The sequence below is a fragment of the Plantactinospora sp. KLBMP9567 genome (assembly GCF_033446045.1).
Taxonomy (GTDB): domain Bacteria; phylum Actinomycetota; class Actinomycetes; order Mycobacteriales; family Micromonosporaceae; genus Plantactinospora.
This window is the reverse complement of the sequence record NZ_JAWQRR010000030.1, coordinates 19,393-38,749: the sequence shown is the minus strand read 5'-3', so window position 1 is coordinate 38,749 and position 19,357 is coordinate 19,393. Positions and strand designations below refer to the sequence as shown.

Genomic DNA, 19,357 nt, shown 5'->3' with positions numbered 1-19,357 from the left:
GTTGGTTTCGTGGATCGCGGTGGGTGCCGGGGTCGGGGGTGGCTGGTGTTGCGTTGCCCGGTTTGTGGTCACCAGTTGTAACGCCTCTTTACAGATGATCTTCGAAGCTTATAGAGTCTGCGCGCTGTCACGTCTTGACCACGGAGGGTTGTGGTGGGTGCTGGTCGTGTGTCGACCTTGCCGCGTCTTTGGTGGGCGCGCGATAGGTGGCGACGCCGGGTCGCTGCAGTAGTGGCTGTGGTCGTGGGTGCGGCGCTGGTGCCTGTCGTCGCTGGCGAGCGGCCGGTGTCGGCCCAGCCGGGTTGCGCGGCTGAGGCTACGTCGGAGGCGTTGGCGGTGGCGGCGGCGCAGGTGTGTGACGGGCCGGTGGTGGTGGGCTCTTCCCGGTCGGAGTTCGCGCGGGTGGTGGCGCAGCCGGATGGTGGGTTGAGGTTCGAGTCCGGGGTGGTGCCGTTGTGGGCGCGGCGGGCGGACGGTAGTTGGGCGGATGTGGACCTGCGGTTGTCGCGGGGTGGGGATGGCCGGTTGCGGCCGGCGGCGTCGGTCGCGGACGTGACGTTCTCCAATGGTGGTACGGGCCCGTTGGTGTCGCTGGCCCGGGAGGGGCGCACGTTCACGGTCGGGTGGCCGGCGGGTCTGCCGGTGCCTTCGGTGTCGGGTGACACCGCCACTTACGCCGAGGTGTTGCCGGGGGTGGATCTGACGGTGCAGGCGACCCGGACCGGGTTCTCGCATCTGTTGGTGGTCAAGACGCCGCAGGCGGCGGCGAACCCGGCGGTGCGGCAGATCCACTTCGACCTTGGAGGCGATGCCCGGGCGGCGGGTCTGCCGAACGGGTCACTACGTGCCCAGGTTGATGCCCGGGTGGTGGCGTCGGCGGAGCCGGCGGTCATGTGGAACTCGGCCGGCCCGACGGCTCCGGCGAGCCGGGGATCGGCGGGTGCGGTGGGGGAGTCGACCGCTGATGGTCCGGTTGGTGGGGCGGAGATGGCGCCGGTGCGCGCGGCGGTGACCGCCGAGGGCGATCTGGTGCTGACACCGGACGCGCAGATGCTGGCTGGTGCACCGGAGGAGTTTCCGGTGTTCATCGATCCGGCGTGGTCGGTGCGGCAGAACCGGTGGGCGTACGCGACCAACGACGGATGTTCGAACGCTGACTACACGGTGGCGCGGATGGGTTACAGCCCGGAGGGGCCGTGTGTGGGGAGTGTGTTCCGGTCGTTCTTCCAGTTCCCGACGGCCAGCAGTGGTGTGTCGCTGGCGGGTAAGCACATCGAGGACGCCTATGTGCAGATGAACCTGACGCACTCGTACTCGTGTGATGACACGTGGGCGTACATGTATCAGACGCCGGTGATCGATCATGCGATGAAGGCGACCTGGTCGAAGATGACGCTCGGCACGCTTTTGGATGGTGCTCCTGGGCATGCGAACGAGGCGGGCGGGTGCGGCGTCCTCCAACCGGATATGCCCATGAACTTTGATTCGTCGCTGGTGATCGACAAGGTCCAGGATGTGGCGGATCGGCGGGCGACTACGTGGACGGTGGGTTTCTCGGCCCGGGACAGCAATGGTGCCAATGAGGGGATGTTGGAGCGGTGGAAGAAGTTCGTGCCGGCGGACGCGAAGCTGATCGTCGACTACGACTCGAGGCCGGGTAAGCCGACGGGTTTGCAGGTGGCGGGGGTGGCGTGTTCGGCGTCGGGTGCGGTCGGGATCGGCACGTTGACGCCGACGTTCTCGGCTGTCTACCCGGATGCGGACACCACGCAGTCGCTGACCGGCACGTATGAGTGGGTCGAGGTCCCGGCCGGTGGTATCGGCCTTGTCACGGATGCGTTCCCGTCGCGGTTGCCGCGGCCGCCGACGGCGTCGGCGCCGGCGGGTGGGCGGGCTACGACGGTGTCGCTGACCGGGTTGACGGCGGCGAAGACGTACGCGTTTCGGGTGACGGCGGTGGATCCGTATTCGCAGTGGAGTGGCTGGTCGGTGTGGTGCCAGTTCACGGTCGACAACGAGGGCCCGCCGGCACCGGTGATCACACCCCCGGGCGAGGTGGGCGGTCCGGGTACCCCGGTCACGTTCCAGCTCAGGGTCGGTGGTGGTGGTGCGGCTGATGTGACGAAGTTCCGGTACTCGTGGACCGGTGATCCGGCGGCGACGGCCCGGGTCCGCGCTCATCCGGGTACAGGTACCGGTGGGTTGGCGGGCACCTGGTCGGAGCCGGCGGTGGGCTGGCAGGTCGACGGAAGTACCGTGTTCAGTCCCGGTGACATGACCGGTGACGGCAAACCCGACGTGGTGTTCCGTCGGGTCACCGACCACAGCCTTCAGTTGGTGGCGGGCGACGGCGGGGGAGGGTTCACCGGGCCGCCCCAGACGCTCGATTCCGGGGACTGGTCGACCGACCAGTACCTGTTCTCTCCGGGTGACTTCTCCGGTGACGGGCGGCCGGACCTGCTCTACCGCAATCCCAGCGACCTGAACCTGTACATGCGGCGTGGTGCCGCTGGTGGTGGTCTGGAGAGTGCCGCGGTGCAGGTCGGCGTCGCCTGGTCCGCCGCGAACTGGATCTTCTCCCCGGGGGACTTCACTGGGGACGGTAAGTCGGACGTGCTGTACCGCAGCTCGGCGAACGCGGCCCTGTATCTGGTGCGGGGCAACGGTACGGGTGGTTGGGTTACGGGAAGGTCGGAGCAGATCGGCAGCAACTGGGGTTCGTGTGAGCTGTTGGCCGGTCGGGGTGACTTCACCGGTGACGGGAAGCCGGATCTGCTGTACCGGCACAAGAGTGACAACGCCCTGAGGATGACGCGTGGCAACGGCGCCGGAGGATGGGTCACCGGCAAGTCGGAGCTGGTCGCCACCGGCTGGGCGGATGTGTCCGGTCTCGTCACCCCGGGAGACTTCACCGGGGACGGGAAGCGGGATGTGCTGGCGGTTCTGCCGACCGCCAACTTCGGCGAAGTTCCCGCCGTGGGGACTACGGAGAAGACTGCCGAGGTCACGGTGATGGTGCCGGGTTACGGGCAGAACACGTTGTGGGTTCGGGGCATCGACTCGACCGGCAACCTCGGCCACCTCGCATCCCACACCCTCGACCTGGTCGGGCCGTCGTTGCCGACGGCGTCGTGGGGTTTGGAGACCTATCCGGGCCGTAGTCAGGCGCAGGCCCTGGCCGACAACCGACCCGCCGCCGATGACGACGGGCGCACCGATCTTGCGGCGTCGAACGTGGCGTGGCGGGCCGACGCGCGTCTGGTCGGCGGGCAGACGGTTTCCTTCAACGGCACCTCGTCGTACCTGCAAGCCGAGGCGCAGGCGTTGGACACGTCGGAGAGCTTCTCTGCCGCAGCGTGGGTGAACCTGGCCGACAAGTCGGCCGACCGTACGGTGCTGGCCAAGGACGCCAACGGCAACGAATCGTTGCGGCTGATGTACCAGCAGAGCAGCGACCGGTGGCTGGCCCGGCTGCCGTCCGCCGCGACAGGCACCCTCACCTGGTCCGAGATCCAGTCCACCACGGTGCCCGCCGCCGGAGTGTGGACCCACCTCGCCGTTGCCTACGACAAGACCGCAGGGACTCTCATCCTCTACGTCAACGGCATGGCGGAAGATCGCCTCGACGGGGTGGCGACGTTCAACGACGCCGGGCATCCGGTGTGGGTGGGACGTTCGAAGACGACGTGGTGGAAGGGCGACATTGTTGACGTCCAGGTGTTCGACCGGACACTGGTCGGACACGACTTCACCGGCCAGCTAGCGGACGACCCGGCTTCCAGCGGCGTCAGCCACCCCGGAGTCCTGATCCCCACTGAGGTCGCGGATTGGACCTTCGATGACGCCGTTCCTTGCTATGAGCCGCTTGTCGAACCCGGCGTCTGCCAGGCACTCGACAGTAGCCGGTTTGGCCGTCGGCTCGCCCTGTCGCAGGGTGTGAATGTCGGTCAGGGCCAGCGTGGCCTTGGACTGGTGTTGAACGGCGTCTGGGACCTGGACCCGTCCGACCCGCGACACGACGAGCTGACCACCACCGAGTACGGCTGGTCCCAGACCAACAGCGCAACACCGGAAGCTCCCTTCTGGCAGGACGGGAGGGTGCTGCGGACCGACGACTCCTACACCCTCTCCGTCTGGGCCTACCGCGATGACGAGGCGGGCGAGGAGACGCTGCTGTCCCAGCGTGGAAGCAGCGAGTCCGCGTTCTCGATCAAGTACACGCCCAATGGTGACGGTGGCGAGTGGCAGTTCATCGTCAATGACGAGGACAACTCGGCCAGCCTGCAGGCGTCCGTGGCATCGACGGTGTCAGGGGACGCCAGCGGATGGGTTCATCTGGTCGGGTTGTATGACGCTGCCCGCGCCCAGATCCGCCTGTACGTACAGGGGCATCTGGCGGAGATGGCGTTGCTGCCGTGGACGCCGATGGCGTCGAGCGGACCGCTGCAGCTCGGCCGCACGTTCGCCGACGGTGCTTTCTCCGAGTATTGGCATGGGGGTGTCGACGACCTGCTGGTGTATCAGGGGGCGATGACCGATGCCCAGGTGGACGCGCTGCACGACCAGCAGGCCGTTGATATGCCCCCGATCTGATCGCTACCGCGCCGAGGCTCTGCCCGGCTTATTGCCTGACCACATCGTCCACCGGACCCTGTTGGCCGACTGCGGAGGACCCGTGCTCATGCCATCTCAACCCTCGACGACGCCTCGAACAGGGCCGGCCGATACCGCAACGGACGTGCCCGTCGCATACGCCGTCACGGTGGCGGGCGAACATGCATCGTCTGCGGTGCCCGCGCTGACACGAGCGCGGTCCCAGACACGGTGGCGAGCAGCGGCGCCGACACGGCGGACGCCAGCGCGAGGCAGAAGGCAAGCATCAACTGCGGTTCCGGGTGTGTACGGCAAGGGTGGGAGGCAGTCGTGAACGGTAAGCCCAGCCGATGGTCCGAGCTGATCCGGACCCTGCGGCCCTCGCGCAGGTCCGCGCGAATGCTGGTCGCCGCCGCGGTCAGCGCGGTCATGGTGACAAGCTTCCTGCACGTGCCCCCGGCGGAGGCGGCGCCGGCGGACACGCCGGCCCGCCCCACACTCCGTCCGGACAAGCAGAAGCCCGCACCTCCGGTGAAGGGCAAGGCGTGGCCGGCGAAACGGGCCGCCAGCGCCGTGCTGCCAGCGCCGGTCTGGCCCAGGCGCGGGACCGCCCGGGTGACGCTCCCCGACGCCGGCGACCGGCGGGCCGCTACCCGTGGCGTGCCGGTGGAAGGCTTGCCGGTCCGGGTGGCCGCCACGGCGGGCAGCGGCCCGCTGTCGGAAGTAGGCGTGGAGGTACTCGACCGCGCCGCCACGGCGGGGTGGCGTGACGGGCTACTCGTCCGTGTCAAGCCGGTTACACCAGCAGCCTCTGCGGCGGTGCCGATGAGCGTGTCGGTCGACTACCGGAGCTTTCGGTACGCCTACGGCGGCACTTGGGCGTCGCGACTGCGGCTGTGGCAGCTCCCACCTAACTGTGCGGAGCAAACGCCGGAAGATGATGGCTGCCGACCGACGCCGTTGCCGTCGGTGAACAACGCCGCCGACGGCACGGTGACCGCCGAGGTCGCTGCGGCGCCGACCGGCACTCTGGTGGCGCTGGCCGCTGGCCCGTCCGGCCCCGAGGGCGACTTCACCGCAACCCCGTTGGCGGCGTCGGCGACCTGGTCGTCCGGCGGGTCCACGGGGGACTTCACCTGGTCGTATCCGATGCGGGTCCCGCCGTCGCTCGGCGGGCCGTCACCGAACCTCGCCTTGTCGTACTCGTCGTCGAGCACCGATGGCCGGTCCAGCGCGGAGAACAACCAGCCGTCCTGGGTGGGGGAGGGGTTCGAGTACTCGCCCGGGTTCATCGAGCGTAGCTATGTGCCCTGCGTCGATGACATGACCGGCGGGAACAACAGCGAGCGGACCGGGGACCTGTGCTGGCGGTCGTACAACGCGACCATGTCGCTCAACGGTAGCGGCACCGAGCTGGTCTTCGAGGAGGGGAAGGGCTGGCATGCTCGCAACGAGAGCGGCGCGAAGATCGAGAAACTCGCGGGTGCGAGCAACGGTGCGCAGGGTGGCGAGCACTGGAGGGTGACCACCACCGACGGTGTGCAGTACTACTTCGGCCTTAACAACCTGGCCGGCCAGTCGTCGACGACGAACTCGACCTGGACGGTGCCGGTCGCCGGTAACCACGACAACGAGCCGTGCCACAGCAGCAGCGGCGGCTTCGACGGCTCGTTCTGCACCCAGGCGTGGCGGTGGAACCTCGACTACGTCGTCGACCCGCACGGCAACACCATGTCCTACTGGTACGACAAGGAAACGAACTACTACGCCAAGAACCTCGGCGAGGGTGACAACCTCTCCTACGTCCGCGGCGGAACGCTGCGGCGGATCGACTACGGCACCTGGGACCGGATCCTGCCGGATGGCACGGTAAGCCGGTCGGTCAACCCGACCGCCCGGGTGCTGTTCCAGATCGGTGACCGGTGCGAGTCCGACTGCGGCACCCACGACGCCACCCACTGGAAGGATGTGCCCTGGGACCAGGAATGCACCAGTGCCACCGCCGACTGTGACGACAACTCCTCGCCCACCTTCTGGTCCACGAAGCGGCTGGCGAAGGTCACCACCCAGGCATGGGACACCACCAAGACCACCCCCGCGTGGCAGGACGTCGACTCCTGGACCCTCGACCACACCTACCCGCCGGTCGGCGACGGCAGCGAGTACGCCGGCATGTGGCTCAACTCGATCACCCGCGCCGGTCTCGTCGTCAACAGCGACTCCACCGGCCCCACCCCGCTGACCCCGGTCGCGCTGCCGCCGGTGACGTTCGCGCCGACCTCACTGCGCAACCGTGTCCTGACCGATCACAACACCAGCAACAACCGCAACCGGATCGGGAACATCATCACCGAGACCGGCGCGAAAATTCAGGTCACCTACCGAGAACCTGAGTGCACGGACGACAACCTGCCCAGCGAGCCGCACACCAACACGAAACTGTGCTACCCGGTCATCGGTCCGGACCCGGCGAACCCGACCGGGCCGGAGATCCGGGAGTGGTGGCACAAGTACGTCGTGGAACAGGTGTCCGAGTCCGACATCGAGATGACCGTCGACGGGGTCAACTACAGCTCGCCGATCAAGCACACCCGCTACACCTATCTCGATGCGCCGGCCTGGCACTACGCGGACGACGACGGCCTGATCAAGCCGAAACGCAAGACGTGGAACCAGTTCCGTGGCTATCAGACCGTCGAAACCCGCGTCGGTGAGGCTCCGAGCCAGACGTTGACGGTGACGACGTACCTGCGCGGCATGCACGGCGACCGGCAATCCCCGTCCGGCGGCATTCGCGAGGTGATCGTGCCCGCCAGCCTCGGGAACGAGACGGTGCAGGACGAGGACCAGTTCGCCGGCATGGTTCGGGAACAGGTTGTCTACAACGGTGTCAACACCAAACCCGTCTCCAAGACCGTCAACGTGCCCTGGCGCTCCCCGGCCCTCGCATCACGGACCATCAACAGTGACACGGTCACCGCCCGCTTCATCAATACAGCCACCGTCTACAGCGCGACCGCCCTCGGCACCGACGGGCAGGCCGGCTGGCGCACCACCCGCACCCACTCCACCTTCCACGACACCTACGGCACCCTCGAAACACTCCGCGACGACGGCGACCTCGCCAAGACCGGTGACGAGGACTGCACCACCCACCACTACAACCGCAACACCGGCAAGAACCTCACCACGACGGTGAAGCAGACCACCGTCACCGCGCTGGCCTGCGGCACCAACCCGACCAGCACGGCCGACATCATCAGCGACGTCCGTAACTACTACGACGGCCAGGCTAGCCCCAGCGACCAACCCACCAGAGGCGTCGTCACCAAGGCCGAAGCACTCAAAGATTGGTCAGCTTCCACGGGCACGGTGTGGCAGACCACCGCCGAAAGCAGCCACGACGCCTTCGGCCGGGTGCTGACCACCACCGATGTGCGGGGTAACACCACCACTACGGGCTACACACCCGCCTCCGGTGGGCCGGTCACCAGGGTCACCACGACCACCCCCGACCCGAATGGCGGCGCCACAGGCTGGACCAGCAGCGTCGACACTCGCCCGTACTGGGGCCTGCCGATCAAGGCCACCGACCCGAACGGCCGGGTCAACGAAATGACGTACGACCCGCTCGGCCGCATCGTCAAGGTCTGGGAAGTCGGCTGGAACCGGGCCGGCCGCGAGAACTCCCCCTCCGTGGGATATACCTACCATTACGCGCCAGGGCGGGACGTCTACCCCTACGTCGCCACCAAGACTCTGCACGCCGGCGGCGACTACCGCACCCTGTACGAGATCTTCGACGCCCTGCTGCACCCACGTCAGTCTCAGACCGAAGCCATCGGTGGCGGCCGGATCATCACCGACACCCGCTACGACAAGGCCGGCCGCCCCGAGATGACCTACGCCCCACACCACAAGCTCGGCACGGCCGGAGGCGAACTGTGGGGCGAATCCGAATGGCGCGTACCCGCAGTAACCCAGACCGTGTACGACAACGCGTCCCGACCGGTCGCCGAAATCTTCCTCACCTCCGGCAACGGCACCCCAGAAGGCGGCCCCACCGCACTGGTCGAGAAGTGGCGCACCACAACCGCCTACACCGGTGACACCACCCGCGTCACACCCCCGGACGGCGGCACCCCGACCACCACCGTCACCGACGCCCACGGCCGCACCGTCGAACTACGACAGCACACCACCGACCAAGGCGTCGACGGCCCCCACCAGACCACCCGCTACACCTACAACCGCAAGGGACAACTCGTCACCGTCGCCGACCCCGACGGCAACGAATGGACCTACACCTTCGACGTCAAAGGCCGCCAAATCCAGGCCAAGGACCCCGACAAGGGCACCACAACCTCCGAATACAACGACCACAACGACCTGACCAAAACCATCGACGCCCGCGGCGAAGTCCTCGCCTACAGCTACGACCGACTCGGCCGCAAAACCGGCATCTACGACGACACCGTAACCCCGGCGACCAAAAGGGCCGAATGGAAGTACGACAGACTCGCCACCGGACAAACCCTGCGCGGCCAACTAACGGAGACCATCCGCTACGAACCACCCGGCTCCACCAACGCCTACAAGATGCAGGTCCGCACCTTCGGTACCCGCTACCAGCCCGCCACCGTTCACTACGTCATCCCGCCCGTGGAAGGCACCGGCATCGCGGGCACCTGGAGCTTCACCCAGACTTATTCCGACTACGACGGGTCGCCAACAGCCCTCACCTACATCGGGGGCGGTGGCCTAGCCGGTGAGCAGGTCACCACCGTCTATGGACAGACCGGCCTTCCGACAGGGCTGACCACCAACTCCGATGCGGCCACCTACGTCACCGAACAGAAGTACACACCCTTCGGCGAACCCCTGAGCACCAAACGCGAGGGCTACCTCTTCGACTACGTCATCGACACCACCACCTACGACGAGGCCACTCGCCGAATCAAACGAACCCACGTCGAACCCAAAGCCGGCGGTATCGTCTCCGACCGCAACTACGGCTACGACGACGCCGGCAACATCACCTCCATCAGCGACACCCCACAGACCGGCAGCACCGACACCCAATGCTTCCGCCACGACACCCTCCGACGCCTCACCTCCGCCTGGACCCCGAAAACCGGCGTCGACTGCGAACCCGACCCCACCCTGCCCAACCTCGGCGGCCCCGCGCCCTACTGGCACGACTGGACCTTCGACAAAGTCGGCAACCGCCTCACCGAAACCGCCCACACCACCACCGGGGACACCACCCGCACCTACACCGTCCCCACCGGCGGCGTGAACGTCGCCCGCCCACACGCCGTCACCGCCGTCACCACCCAGAACCCCGGCCAACCCCCAGTCGTCACCAGCTACGGCTACGACGCCGCCGGAAACACCACCTGCCGGCCCACCGGCGACGTCGCCAACACCTGCCCACCCGGCACCAACTCCCAACACCTCGCGTGGGACGCCGAAAACCGCCTCACCACCATCTCCGGCGACGCCCCTACCGCCGGCAGCAACATCCACGACGCCGACGGCAACCGACTCCTCCGCCGCGACGCCACCGGCACCACCCTCTACCTCCCAGGCCAAGAACACCGCCGGGAAGGCACCACCACCACCACCGCAACCCGCTACTACACGTTCGCCGGCAAACTCATCGCCACCCGCACCCCCACCGCCCTCAACTGGACCTACACCGACCACCAAGGCACCCAACACACCACCATCGACGCTGCCACCGAAACCGTCACCACCCGCCGACAAACCCCCTACGGCCAACCCCGCGGCATCCAACCCCCGTGGCCGAACCCCAAAGGCTTCGTCGGAGGCGACACCGACCCCACCGGGCTCACCCACCTCGGCGCCCGCGAATACGACCCCACCCTCGGCCGCTTCATCAGCGTCGACCCCCTGCTCGTCATCGACGACCCACAACACCTGCACGGCTACAGCTACGCCAACAACAACCCCAGCACCCTCAGCGACCCCGACGGACGCAGACCCCTCGCCACCAACGGCGGCTACGAAGAAGACCACTACTGGAGCACCGGCGGCGGCAAAGGAACCCAACTCGCCGAAAACCCGAAGACCAAAAAGTGGGGCGTAGTCAAGAAGAAGCCCACCGCTCCGAAGCCCCCGCCAAGAACGAAGCCGGCGATCATCCTCGGAGACAAGCGAATCGGGGCGCCGGACCGCAAGGCACTCGAGGACGCGATCAACAAGTGGTCCATTGACGGTGCGGGGCTCAGCCTTGAGAACAAGGAATACTATGTCGGCTTCAAGATTTGCCAGGAGCACGCCGACTGGTGCTCGCAGTGGGCTCTCGAAAACACGGAGTGGGTCGGGCAAATCGACGGCTTGGGCTACTACGAGCAACGTATGTCCTCAGATCCTCTCTTCACCCTGTTCGAGAGCCTGCAAGCGGGTCTCCCCAGCGGCAAGGGCCGGGGGCGTGTCGGCCCCGGAGGAAGCTGCTACCGCAGCTTCGCGGCAGACACCCAGGTCCTCATGGCCGACGGCAGCACCAAACGCATCGAAGACATCAAGGTCGGCGACCTCGTCCTCGCAACCGAACCAGAAACCCGGGAGCACGGGCCGCGTGAAGTAACCCACGTCTGGGTGCACGGAGACCAACTCGTAGACCTCAAGCTGGCCAACGGCACCAAGATCACAACTACCGAAGACCACCCCTTCTGGAACCACACCGACCAGCAGTGGCAAGACGCCCAACACCTCGACCCAGGCGACCTGCTCCTGAGCGCCATAGGCGGAAAGGTGCCGGTCGTCGGCCTGCTGGACACAACCGAGACCTGGGGGGTCGCCTACAACCTCACGGTCGACGACATCCACACGTACTATGTGCTCGCCGGCAACACGCCCGTGCTGGTGCACAACACCGGGTGCGGCCCAACGGTCGGTGCGGGGGCAAGCCTCGAGAATATTACCGTAAGCGAAGCGACGCGAATCCAAAATGCTGCCGACAAGATTGGGATGCCTATTAGCTTGGTGGGCAGCAGAGCCAGCGGAACCGCGCATCCACTATCTGATTGGGATTACGTGATCACGGGTGCCAATAGTAGGAAGAAGAGTTCAGTCAAGAATTCGCTCCCGCTCGGGGATATTACCCTGGGGCCGCAGGGGAGGCTAGATATATTCACGGGTCCGCTCAATACAGAGTTGCCGCACATAACTTTCTACCCCAGGGGATAGGTTAGATGTCGCACCTTCAAGTGGAGCTCGTCGAGGTGGCTGGTAATCTCGCATTGGCGCGAGTGGCCGGAAGGAAGTTTCCTGGGCTCCTTGTCCAAGGCGATTCCATCAAGATTGTGAGCGATATTGTGCGAGATCTGAGCAACGCAGTCTCCAGCCTGGACTCGGAAGAGGTGCAGGACACGATAAGTGAGCTGAAGGAAACTATTACTTTCTGGGTCGATGAATATGAGAGGATGATGACGGCGGCTCAGCTTCCGCTGCCGTACTAATAGCAACATAGCCAACGCGGCTGCATTTATACGTACACCGAATCAGAGAACCCGGACCCGTAGTGTACTCCGGGTTCTCTGACTCGGTGATGTGAGAAGTTCCTGGCCCCTGCTCCGCCACGCGCCGAGCACCGCGTCATGCCGCACCTGGGTAGCCGCACCAGACCCGCTCGACAGCCAGCCGGCCAGCGGGACACCACCGCCAACCATCCACACGTCGTTGGCTGTCTGCCCATGTTGCTTGCCCGTCATGGTCACGTTCCGTGGCGGGCAGGCGCTCACGGATGCCGGTGCCTGTCCGGGTTGCCGTCACGGTTGCCGTCAGACCGGGAGTCGCATCTGTGTTCATAAATGACTATCGCCGATGGCGGCGTGCGCGCGGGGCCGTAGGCCTGTAGCGCGTGCGCGCGGCCCGGCTTCGGCCGGGCCGCTCTTGAACAGATCGGCGGCACCCTACCCGGCCGCATCCGCAACGCCCTCAACTTCTGCGAACCCCTCCACCACGTCCCAGGGGTGGAGATCGGGCTGCACACCGTGCACCTGTACAACTCGGTGTTCCGGTTCGACCACCGGATGATCGTCACCCCACACCTCTACCGCGCCCGCGGCTACCAACACCCCGCCCTGCACCTGCGCGAACTGTCCCCGCACGGCATCTTCGCCGCCCACGCCGACCAGTTCGAACAGATCTGGCAAACCACCACAACCTACCCGAAGGAGACCCGGTGACCGGCCGGCGCGACTACTACCACGACCCCCAAGCCCCCACCGCGAACAGCCTCGTCCCCGGCGCCGCCGCCATCGTCACCGACGACCACGGCCGCGTGCTGCTGCAACGGCGCACCGACTCCGGCAACTGGTCCCTACCCGGCGGCGCCATGGACATCGGCGAAACCCTTCAACAGTGCGCCGTCCGCGAGGTCAAAGAAGAAACCGGCCTCGACATCGCGATCACCGGCCTGCTCGGCATCTACACCGACCCCGCACACGTCATCGCCTACGCCGACGGCGAAGTCCGGCAGGAGTTCACCGTGACCTACCTCGCCCGAGTCACCGGCGGCACGCTGACCATCAGCGACGAGTCCACCGAGGTCCGCTTCATCCACCCCACCGACTTCGACCACATCCCCATCCACGACACCGTCCGACTCCGCCTCCACCACCACGCCGAGCACCGCGACACCCCCTACCTCGGATAACGCCACCCATCGATGCCCTGGCCGCTGAAGGGTGTGGACGTTTCCCCAGGTTGCCGTCACCGTCGCCGTCAACACCGATAGATTTCCATGCGGCGAGTTGGTGTCACACACGAAAGGCCAGGTGAAACGCCAAAAAAACGTAAGTCACACTGCGTGACGGGGTGAAAATCCCACACGTACTATGTGGTAGCCGGCAAAACCCCGGTCCTCGTGCACAATAACTGCGGCGCAGGGCTATTGAGTGCCGGGCATCAGGCTGTTGGCGACCCCAATGCACGAGGTGGCATATATGCTCTCGTGGGTGAAAGCGGAAAAGTACACCGCACGGGCATGGCCACTGATCTCGCGGATAGGCTCCGCAAGCACAACAAGACTTACCCTGGGCTTAGGGGTGTGGTACTCTACCGCACCGATGACCCCAACGTTCGGCGGGGCCTTGAGGAGATGGTTCAACTCTGGTATACCCCTGTCCTTGCTAAGCAAGACGCAATCGATTTGACGAACCCGAACGGGCCACAGTACATACAAGCGGCCCGTGACTGGCTGCGGCAGCAATAGGCGGGAAGATGTAGATGAGCGCTTCTGATGTAGGACCGTTTGATAACGACTTCGCGCTTGATTTCTGTGATGAAGTTCGAGGTCTGGATGGCGATCAGGTGGTCGATCTTCTCCGATCGGCGCTCAATGCCGCCGCCGACGCTCCCGAGGGTTCATATATCCAACGTGATGTAGGTGAGGCGGCCGTCGCTGCGGCCGCAATCGTAGTGGCGAAGAGGTGGGAGCGGACGGACATTCTTGAGGAAGTCGAACTGGAGTCAAGCATCCCACAGGTGCCAACCGATCTCCTTCCACTGGTCGTCGCGGCCCTTGAGCGAGTTCGACAGCCGGATTCGGAGGTTCGTCGCTTATGGGCGCAGGTCGGCGCCGGAGACGAATGGAGCCAGGCTGTAGAGGCTATATCTATTGACGCGCTGAGGAGCGAATAGCATCTTCATTGAGCCATTTTCGTGCGCCCAGCAGAGTGGAGGTTGATCGTGTAGGTGGTTGATCTTCGTGCGTAGCTCGTCGTCGCTTGCCGGTGGAAGTCCGGTCCGGGTAGCTGCCAGGAGGCCCGGTAGCAGACTGGCGGCTCGGTCTGGAAACGGGCCGGGTCGAAGCCCAGTGTCGAAAGCCCTGCTGGGGGAGCGACTGAGCGGTCCGTAGCGTGAAGCGAAGCCTGCGGCGTCGTTACTCAGCCGAACGCTTCAGCAAGATCAGGTACTACGTGCGGATGCGGCTGGCGTTGTGGTTGAGCAAACGCTATCGCCGCAGCCGACACTTCGGCCGTTGGGCTGTAGGGTGCCAAAACGAGGTTCCGGTCTCTGACCTGCGGATTCGTAGATCCGTTTAAGCGGCCCGGTAGTACTCGTTGATGACCCCGCCGAGTCGTCGTCGGCGTCGGACAACGCCGTCGATCGGCGTCACGATGCCCGGCTCACGGTTTGGCGGTACCTGCCCGCGCCCCTGGTGCGGCCGATGGTCATTGAAGTGTCGGACGTACTCGGTCAGCACTATCCTGGCGTGCCGCTGGCCGTAGACCAGGACGTGGTCGGTGCACTCCTCGCGCATGCTGCGACCCCAGCGCTCGACGAAACAGTTCGCCGTCGGTGTACGCGGTGGTGTCTCTACCACCTGTACGCCCTCGTCGGCGAGCACGGCGTCGAACGATGCGGCGTACTTGGTGTCGCGGTCGCGGATGATGAACCGGAAGTCGCTGGTGCGTTCGCCGAGGTTCATGAGGAGGTTGCGGGCCTGCTGCGTCACCCACGCCTGGGTCGGGTGGTCGGTCACGCCGAGCAGGTGCGCCCGGCGGGTCGCGATCTCCATGACGACCAGCACGTACAGCCGGCGCGGCCACACGGTATCGACGTGGAAGAAGTCGGCGGCCAGCAGTCCGGTGGCCTGGGTACGCAGGAATGTCCGCCAGGAGGTGTCGGTGTCGCGGGGTGCGGGGCCGAGGTGACCACGGGTCAGGACTCGGCGGATGGTGCCGAGGCCGACGCGGTGGCCCAGTCCCAGCAGTTCGCCTTGGATTCTCTTGTGGCCCCAGCGGGGGTTGTCGCGGGCCATTCGGTGGATGAGCTCGCGGATCGCGTCGCTGACGGGTGGTCGGCCGCCGCGTTGGGGGTAGGTCCAGTGGCGTTGGACCAGCCGGCGGTGCCAGGCGAGCAGGGTCGCCGGGGTTACGATCCGGTGGATGCGGACCGCGCGGGGCAAGCGGCGGGACAGGGCGGACAGGATCGCCCGGTCTGGCCAGGACAGGCGTGGTCGGCCGTGGACCTGACGGCGTAGCACCGCGACTTCATGGCGAAGGGCCAGCAGTTCCGCGAGCACGACGTTGTCGCTACGGGCCGCGCGCAGCAGGGCGTCGAACATGCGGATCGCGACCAGATAGACCAATCGGAGCACCATGGCCATGAAGGTGCTCCAAGCTCACGAAGTACCAGCTCACAGCCGGTGCGACAGGTATTGGCACCGTACAGGTCACCCGCACCCTCGCCCAGTCGTGGGACAACGCAGACGCTCGCAACCGAGGCGTCCGCCGCGCCACCGCAGCCGCCTTCCGCCGGTACAAGTTGAAGCCGCTCGGGGAGCCGTACGACTCCACCGTCGCCTACATCGAAGCCCACTACCTCGTTGACTGACGATTTGCATGCCGAGTCGACGCAGCTTCCTCCGGCCGGCAGCAGACCCCAGGTCGTCCCACGAAGCTCGCCCTCACAGAGACCGACTTTCCCGGAGGTCCGGATCACGGCCGGGCGTGAAGCACCCGGACACCGGCAACTCGCGCGGGACTCTACTCACCGTGGGACCGAAGGTGCGCAGATCTGCCGTCGCGCTTCTGATAGACCGAGACGCCACGATCAGTTTGGTATGAGAAATGCGGGCTCATATCCGATGCCGTTGAGATCCTCATATGTCTGGATTGTGGGTACCCGGTCCCAGATGCCGCCGAGCAGGACGGCGAGTCCGGCCGGTGCTGCCATGAACAGGTTGGAGGACAGGAGGGTTTACGGTCCGGGCGATCTCGCAAGCGAGGTCCCGGACTGCCAACGAAATGCCGTAGGCGTGGTCGCAGCCGGTGACATTCGCGTTGGAGACGCCGCCTGGTAGGTAAGCGGTGATGATCGGGAGGTTACGGCCGGCCAAGGCGATATGTCGCCTGACGTCTTCGGTCGGGTCGGCGGAGATCGCCAACGCGAGCGCCATCTCGACACCGGTTGGGAGGTCGGCGACCGGACTGGACAGGACGATTGGCGCGGGCGTGATGATCCTTGTGGGCTTGACCCGGAGCTGGCCGTCTTTGATTTTGGCTGGGGTGAAGCCGGCGGTCTCCTGGAACGTGACGCCTGCGGTGAACCAGGTAGGCAGGCGCATGGTGCCGGTGATGAGGATGCGCCGAGCTCTGCGGCTACGCAGGGTGCGCTGAGCTTGGGGAAGCTGGGGACGCAGGACCGTTTCCCATTCGCGGGGGTCTTTGAGGCCACGGCGATTGCGGGCTTCGGTGCCGCGGAACCGGTCGACCCAGTCGAGTTCGACGCCGGCGTCGGGAAGTTCGGGTTCCTCGTCCAGGGCCTTGATGGCTAGGACGGTGAACGGGTCTTGCGCCCGAATGCCGAGCCGGTTGACCGCGTCGGCGATGTCCGCGGCGTGTTTCTCGGTGCGGCTGGTTTTGACCCTGCGGGTGCCGAAAACCTCGTCCGCGCTGGTCAGGCGGCATGCTCGTATTCAGGTAGAAGTCCGCCGAGTCGGTCGTGTCGGTGGACGTGTAGGCGTGTCAGTGAGCCTTTTCCATCGTGATGATGCTGGTCACGGGAGGTGGAGGGGCTGAGGTCGGGGTGAGCTGGGGCTCCCGGTAGGACAGCAGTCTGTGAGTGTGGTTTGTCAAGTGTGTGTGGTCGTGGTGGTCTGCATGAGCCGGAAGAGTTGGCGGGCGGTGTAGCGCTTGAGACAGGGCAGGATCTCCTTCGGGGTGAGTCCTTCGGCGGTGCGGCGGGCTATGTAGGCGCTGGTTGCGGCGTGTTTCATGCGTCGTCTGGTGGTGACGATCGTGTGGAGGGCGGCGTTGAGGGTGCGGTCGCCGCCGCGGTTGAGGCGGTGGCGGACGGTGCGGCCAGAGCTGGCGGGCACGGGGCTGACCCCGGCGAGGGCGGCGAAGGCGGCTTTGCTGCGAACGCGGCCGTGGTGCGACCAGGAGATCAGAGCGACCGCAGCCGTGACGGGGCCGATGCCGGGCTGCTTGAGCAGCGGCGGACACATTGCGGTGACCAGGTCGCGGATCTGGCGCAGGTTCGTGGCCAGCAGCCGGTCAAGGTCACGGATGTGGTTGGCCAGGGCGGCCATCTGGTCACGGCGCGGGCGTGCGAGCGCATCCGTGTTCTCGCCAGCGGTGAGGTCGGCGGCGAGGCGGACTTGCTGGTCGGTGTTTCGGCTGCGGAACTGGTCGCGTAACTCGTCGTCGGCGGTGAGGATCAGTGACTTGAACAGGTTGACCGTGGCGGTGCGGGTGTCGGTGTAGTGGCGGCGGCAGGCGTGCAGGATCCGTAGGGCTTCGCGGTCGCCGTCGGCGCGCGGCGTGGTGGTGTGGTCGGCGGCTAGGACGGCTCGGGCGGCGTGGACCGCGTCCAGGGAGTCGGACTTGCCGCCGCGCCGTCGCCGTGGGTTTGGGCGCCTCGAAGACGGTTTCGTTGGCGGTGCGAAGTGCGCGTAGCAGTCCGACTCCGTGCGAGCGTGCACTGTCCAGTGCCCAGGCGCGACGGCCGGAGCCGAGCCCGTCGGTGTGCTCACCGGCCCAGGCCAGCAGGGAGGCGACGCCGTCGGCTGTGGCCGTGACGGTGAGTTCGGCCAGGACTGACCCGACCGGCGAGATCACCGCCGCGGTGTGGGTGTCGGTGTGAGTGTCCACGCCGATGATCGCGTCGACGCGATCTGCGAGTCGTTCTGCCAGGACGGACGACACGAGGTCTCCTCTTTTTGGGCCGACATTCGGACAGCGTCGGCCCGGGAGGCGGTCACCCGGCGGCACATCTGTGATGAGTCACGCGACAACGCGGACAGGCTTCTGATCAGGCCAGCAAGGCGGGCCGGGCCGGCGCCGGCAACCTACGAGGACAAGTCCGATGAACGGCACACCGCGAGGTGGCCAGATCTTGGTTGAGTCACTCGTAGATCACCGACGCCGGACCCTACCGGTACCAATCCCTCCCCGGACCGGCACATCTATAGAAGCGTCCGATGCCCCACCGGAGCCTCGTTGCTGTCTTACCCTGCCGCGATCCCGCTGTCGACTCGCACCCTGGCCCGTCTGGCCGGCCTGATCCGTGCCCGACACGCGCAGCGTCGATGCCGGTGGCGGCGCATGGATCCCGGACGGCAAGCGCTGCTGGTCCTCGCTCACCTGTGCAACGGCGACACCTACGCCCGTCTCGCCGCCGGGTTCGCCATCGGTACCACCACCGCCTGGCGCTACATGCAGGAAGCGATCGACCTGCTCACCGTCATTGCCGATGACCTGGACGCCTGCGTGGGACGAGCCGCACGACTGGCGTACGCGATCCTCGACGGCACCCTCATCCCGATCGACCGGGTCGCTGACCAACGGCCGTACTACTCGGGGAAACATCGCCGACATGGAGTGAACGTGCAGGTCGTGGCGGACCCCGCCGGCCGACTTGTCTGGGCGTCGCCCGCCCTGCCCGGCGCGGCGCACGACCTGACCGCCGCGCGGACAACCGGCCTGATCGACGCGTTGACCTGCCGCAACGTGATTACGTTTGCGGACAAAGGATATCAAGGCGCCGGCGGCACGGTCCGTACCCCGTTCAAGCGCCATCGACACCGGCCACAGCTGTCGCGGCGGCAGAAGACGATCAACCGATCCCACGCCCGCATCCGCGCATTGGGCGAACGCGCCGTCGCCACCCTCAAGACCTGGAAGATCCTGGTCAAGCTGCGCTGCTGCCCACGCCGCGCCACCGCGATCGTGCAGGCCATCCTCGTCCTCCATACGATCGAAGCGACCGTCATAGCAGGATGAAG

The 19,357-nt window shown here is 66.3% G+C and carries 10 protein-coding genes and 2 pseudogenes; 7 read left to right on the top strand and 5 right to left on the bottom strand.

The features are described 5' to 3' along the window. Positions 1-243: 243 nt before the first annotated feature. The 6 genes and pseudogenes from R6Y94_RS23455 to R6Y94_RS23430 all read left to right on the top strand — a co-directional run bounded on the left by R6Y94_RS23455 (position 244) and on the right by R6Y94_RS23430 (position 14,265). Positions 244-4,593 carry a LamG-like jellyroll fold domain-containing protein gene (locus tag R6Y94_RS23455; RefSeq protein WP_318398059.1) on the top strand — a complete coding sequence of 1,450 codons (4,350 nt, stop codon included), beginning with the start codon at positions 244-246 and terminating at the stop codon, positions 4,591-4,593. A gap of 399 nt (positions 4,594-4,992) precedes the next feature. After that, positions 4,993-11,808: a polymorphic toxin-type HINT domain-containing protein gene (locus R6Y94_RS23450; RefSeq protein ID WP_318398058.1), complete on the top strand. Its 6,816-nt coding sequence runs from the start codon at positions 4,993-4,995 to the stop codon at positions 11,806-11,808. Between the two features lie 5 nt (positions 11,809-11,813). After that, positions 11,814-12,080, top strand: a complete 267-nt coding sequence (locus tag R6Y94_RS23445) for a DUF6959 family protein (RefSeq protein ID WP_318398057.1) — start codon at positions 11,814-11,816, stop codon at positions 12,078-12,080. A gap of 423 nt (positions 12,081-12,503) precedes the next feature. Continuing rightward, positions 12,504-12,809, top strand: a pseudogene (locus R6Y94_RS23440) (XRE family transcriptional regulator); the annotation flags it as partial. After that, on the top strand, positions 12,806-13,279 hold the full coding sequence (locus tag R6Y94_RS23435) for an NUDIX domain-containing protein (protein WP_318398056.1): 474 nt from the start codon (positions 12,806-12,808) through the stop codon (positions 13,277-13,279). The pseudogene R6Y94_RS23440 and the gene R6Y94_RS23435, both read left to right, overlap by 4 nt. 572 nt (positions 13,280-13,851) lie before the next feature. After that, positions 13,852-14,265, top strand: coding sequence for a DUF4259 domain-containing protein (locus tag R6Y94_RS23430; protein WP_318398055.1), 414 nt, complete (start codon positions 13,852-13,854; stop codon positions 14,263-14,265). 400 nt (positions 14,266-14,665) lie between these two features. Here the strand turns inward: R6Y94_RS23430 and R6Y94_RS23425 are convergent, their stop codons facing one another. From R6Y94_RS23425 to R6Y94_RS45255, 5 genes and pseudogenes are all read right to left on the bottom strand, one after another. Next, positions 14,666-15,730 carry an integrase core domain-containing protein gene (locus R6Y94_RS23425; protein ID WP_318398054.1) on the bottom strand — a complete coding sequence of 355 codons (1,065 nt, stop codon included), beginning with the start codon at positions 15,728-15,730 and terminating at the stop codon, positions 14,666-14,668. Positions 15,731-16,182: 452 nt separating this feature from the next. After that, the gene (locus R6Y94_RS45265) at positions 16,183-16,266 is read right to left on the bottom strand and encodes a hypothetical protein (RefSeq protein WP_412102859.1); all 84 of its coding nucleotides are present in this window, start codon (positions 16,264-16,266) and stop codon (positions 16,183-16,185) included. After that, on the bottom strand, positions 16,232-16,933 hold the full coding sequence (locus R6Y94_RS23420) for an SAVED domain-containing protein (protein ID WP_318398109.1): 702 nt from the start codon (positions 16,931-16,933) through the stop codon (positions 16,232-16,234). The genes R6Y94_RS45265 and R6Y94_RS23420 overlap by 35 nt, the downstream gene beginning before the upstream one ends. Before the next feature lie 270 nt (positions 16,934-17,203). After that, entirely contained in the window at positions 17,204-17,578 is a 375-nt protein-coding gene (locus R6Y94_RS45260; protein ID WP_412102858.1) for a transposase, read from the bottom strand. Positions 17,579-17,848: 270 nt separating this feature from the next. After that, positions 17,849-18,191: pseudogene (locus R6Y94_RS45255) on the bottom strand (IS110 family transposase); the annotation flags it as partial. A 381-nt stretch (positions 18,192-18,572) separates the two neighbouring features. On the opposite strand from R6Y94_RS45255, the gene R6Y94_RS23410 reads away from it, so the two are divergent. Then, positions 18,573-19,355 carry a transposase family protein gene (locus R6Y94_RS23410; RefSeq protein WP_318398052.1) on the top strand — a complete coding sequence of 261 codons (783 nt, stop codon included), beginning with the start codon at positions 18,573-18,575 and terminating at the stop codon, positions 19,353-19,355. The last annotated feature ends 2 nt before the right edge of the window (positions 19,356-19,357 follow it).

Coding starts and splice junctions, on each gene's coding strand:
- R6Y94_RS23450 (WP_318398058.1), top strand. CDS start 4,993: ATGCTGGTCGCCGCCGCGGTCAGCGCGGTCATGGTGACAAGCTTCCTG.
- R6Y94_RS23445 (WP_318398057.1), top strand. CDS start 11,814: ATGTCGCACCTTCAAGTGGAGCTCGTCGAGGTGGCTGGTAATCTCGCA.
- R6Y94_RS23430 (WP_318398055.1), top strand. CDS start 13,852: ATGAGCGCTTCTGATGTAGGACCGTTTGATAACGACTTCGCGCTTGAT.
- R6Y94_RS23425 (WP_318398054.1), bottom strand. CDS start 15,730: ATGGTGCTCCGATTGGTCTATCTGGTCGCGATCCGCATGTTCGACGCC.
- R6Y94_RS45260 (WP_412102858.1), bottom strand. CDS start 17,578: ATGTGTCCGCCGCTGCTCAAGCAGCCCGGCATCGGCCCCGTCACGGCT.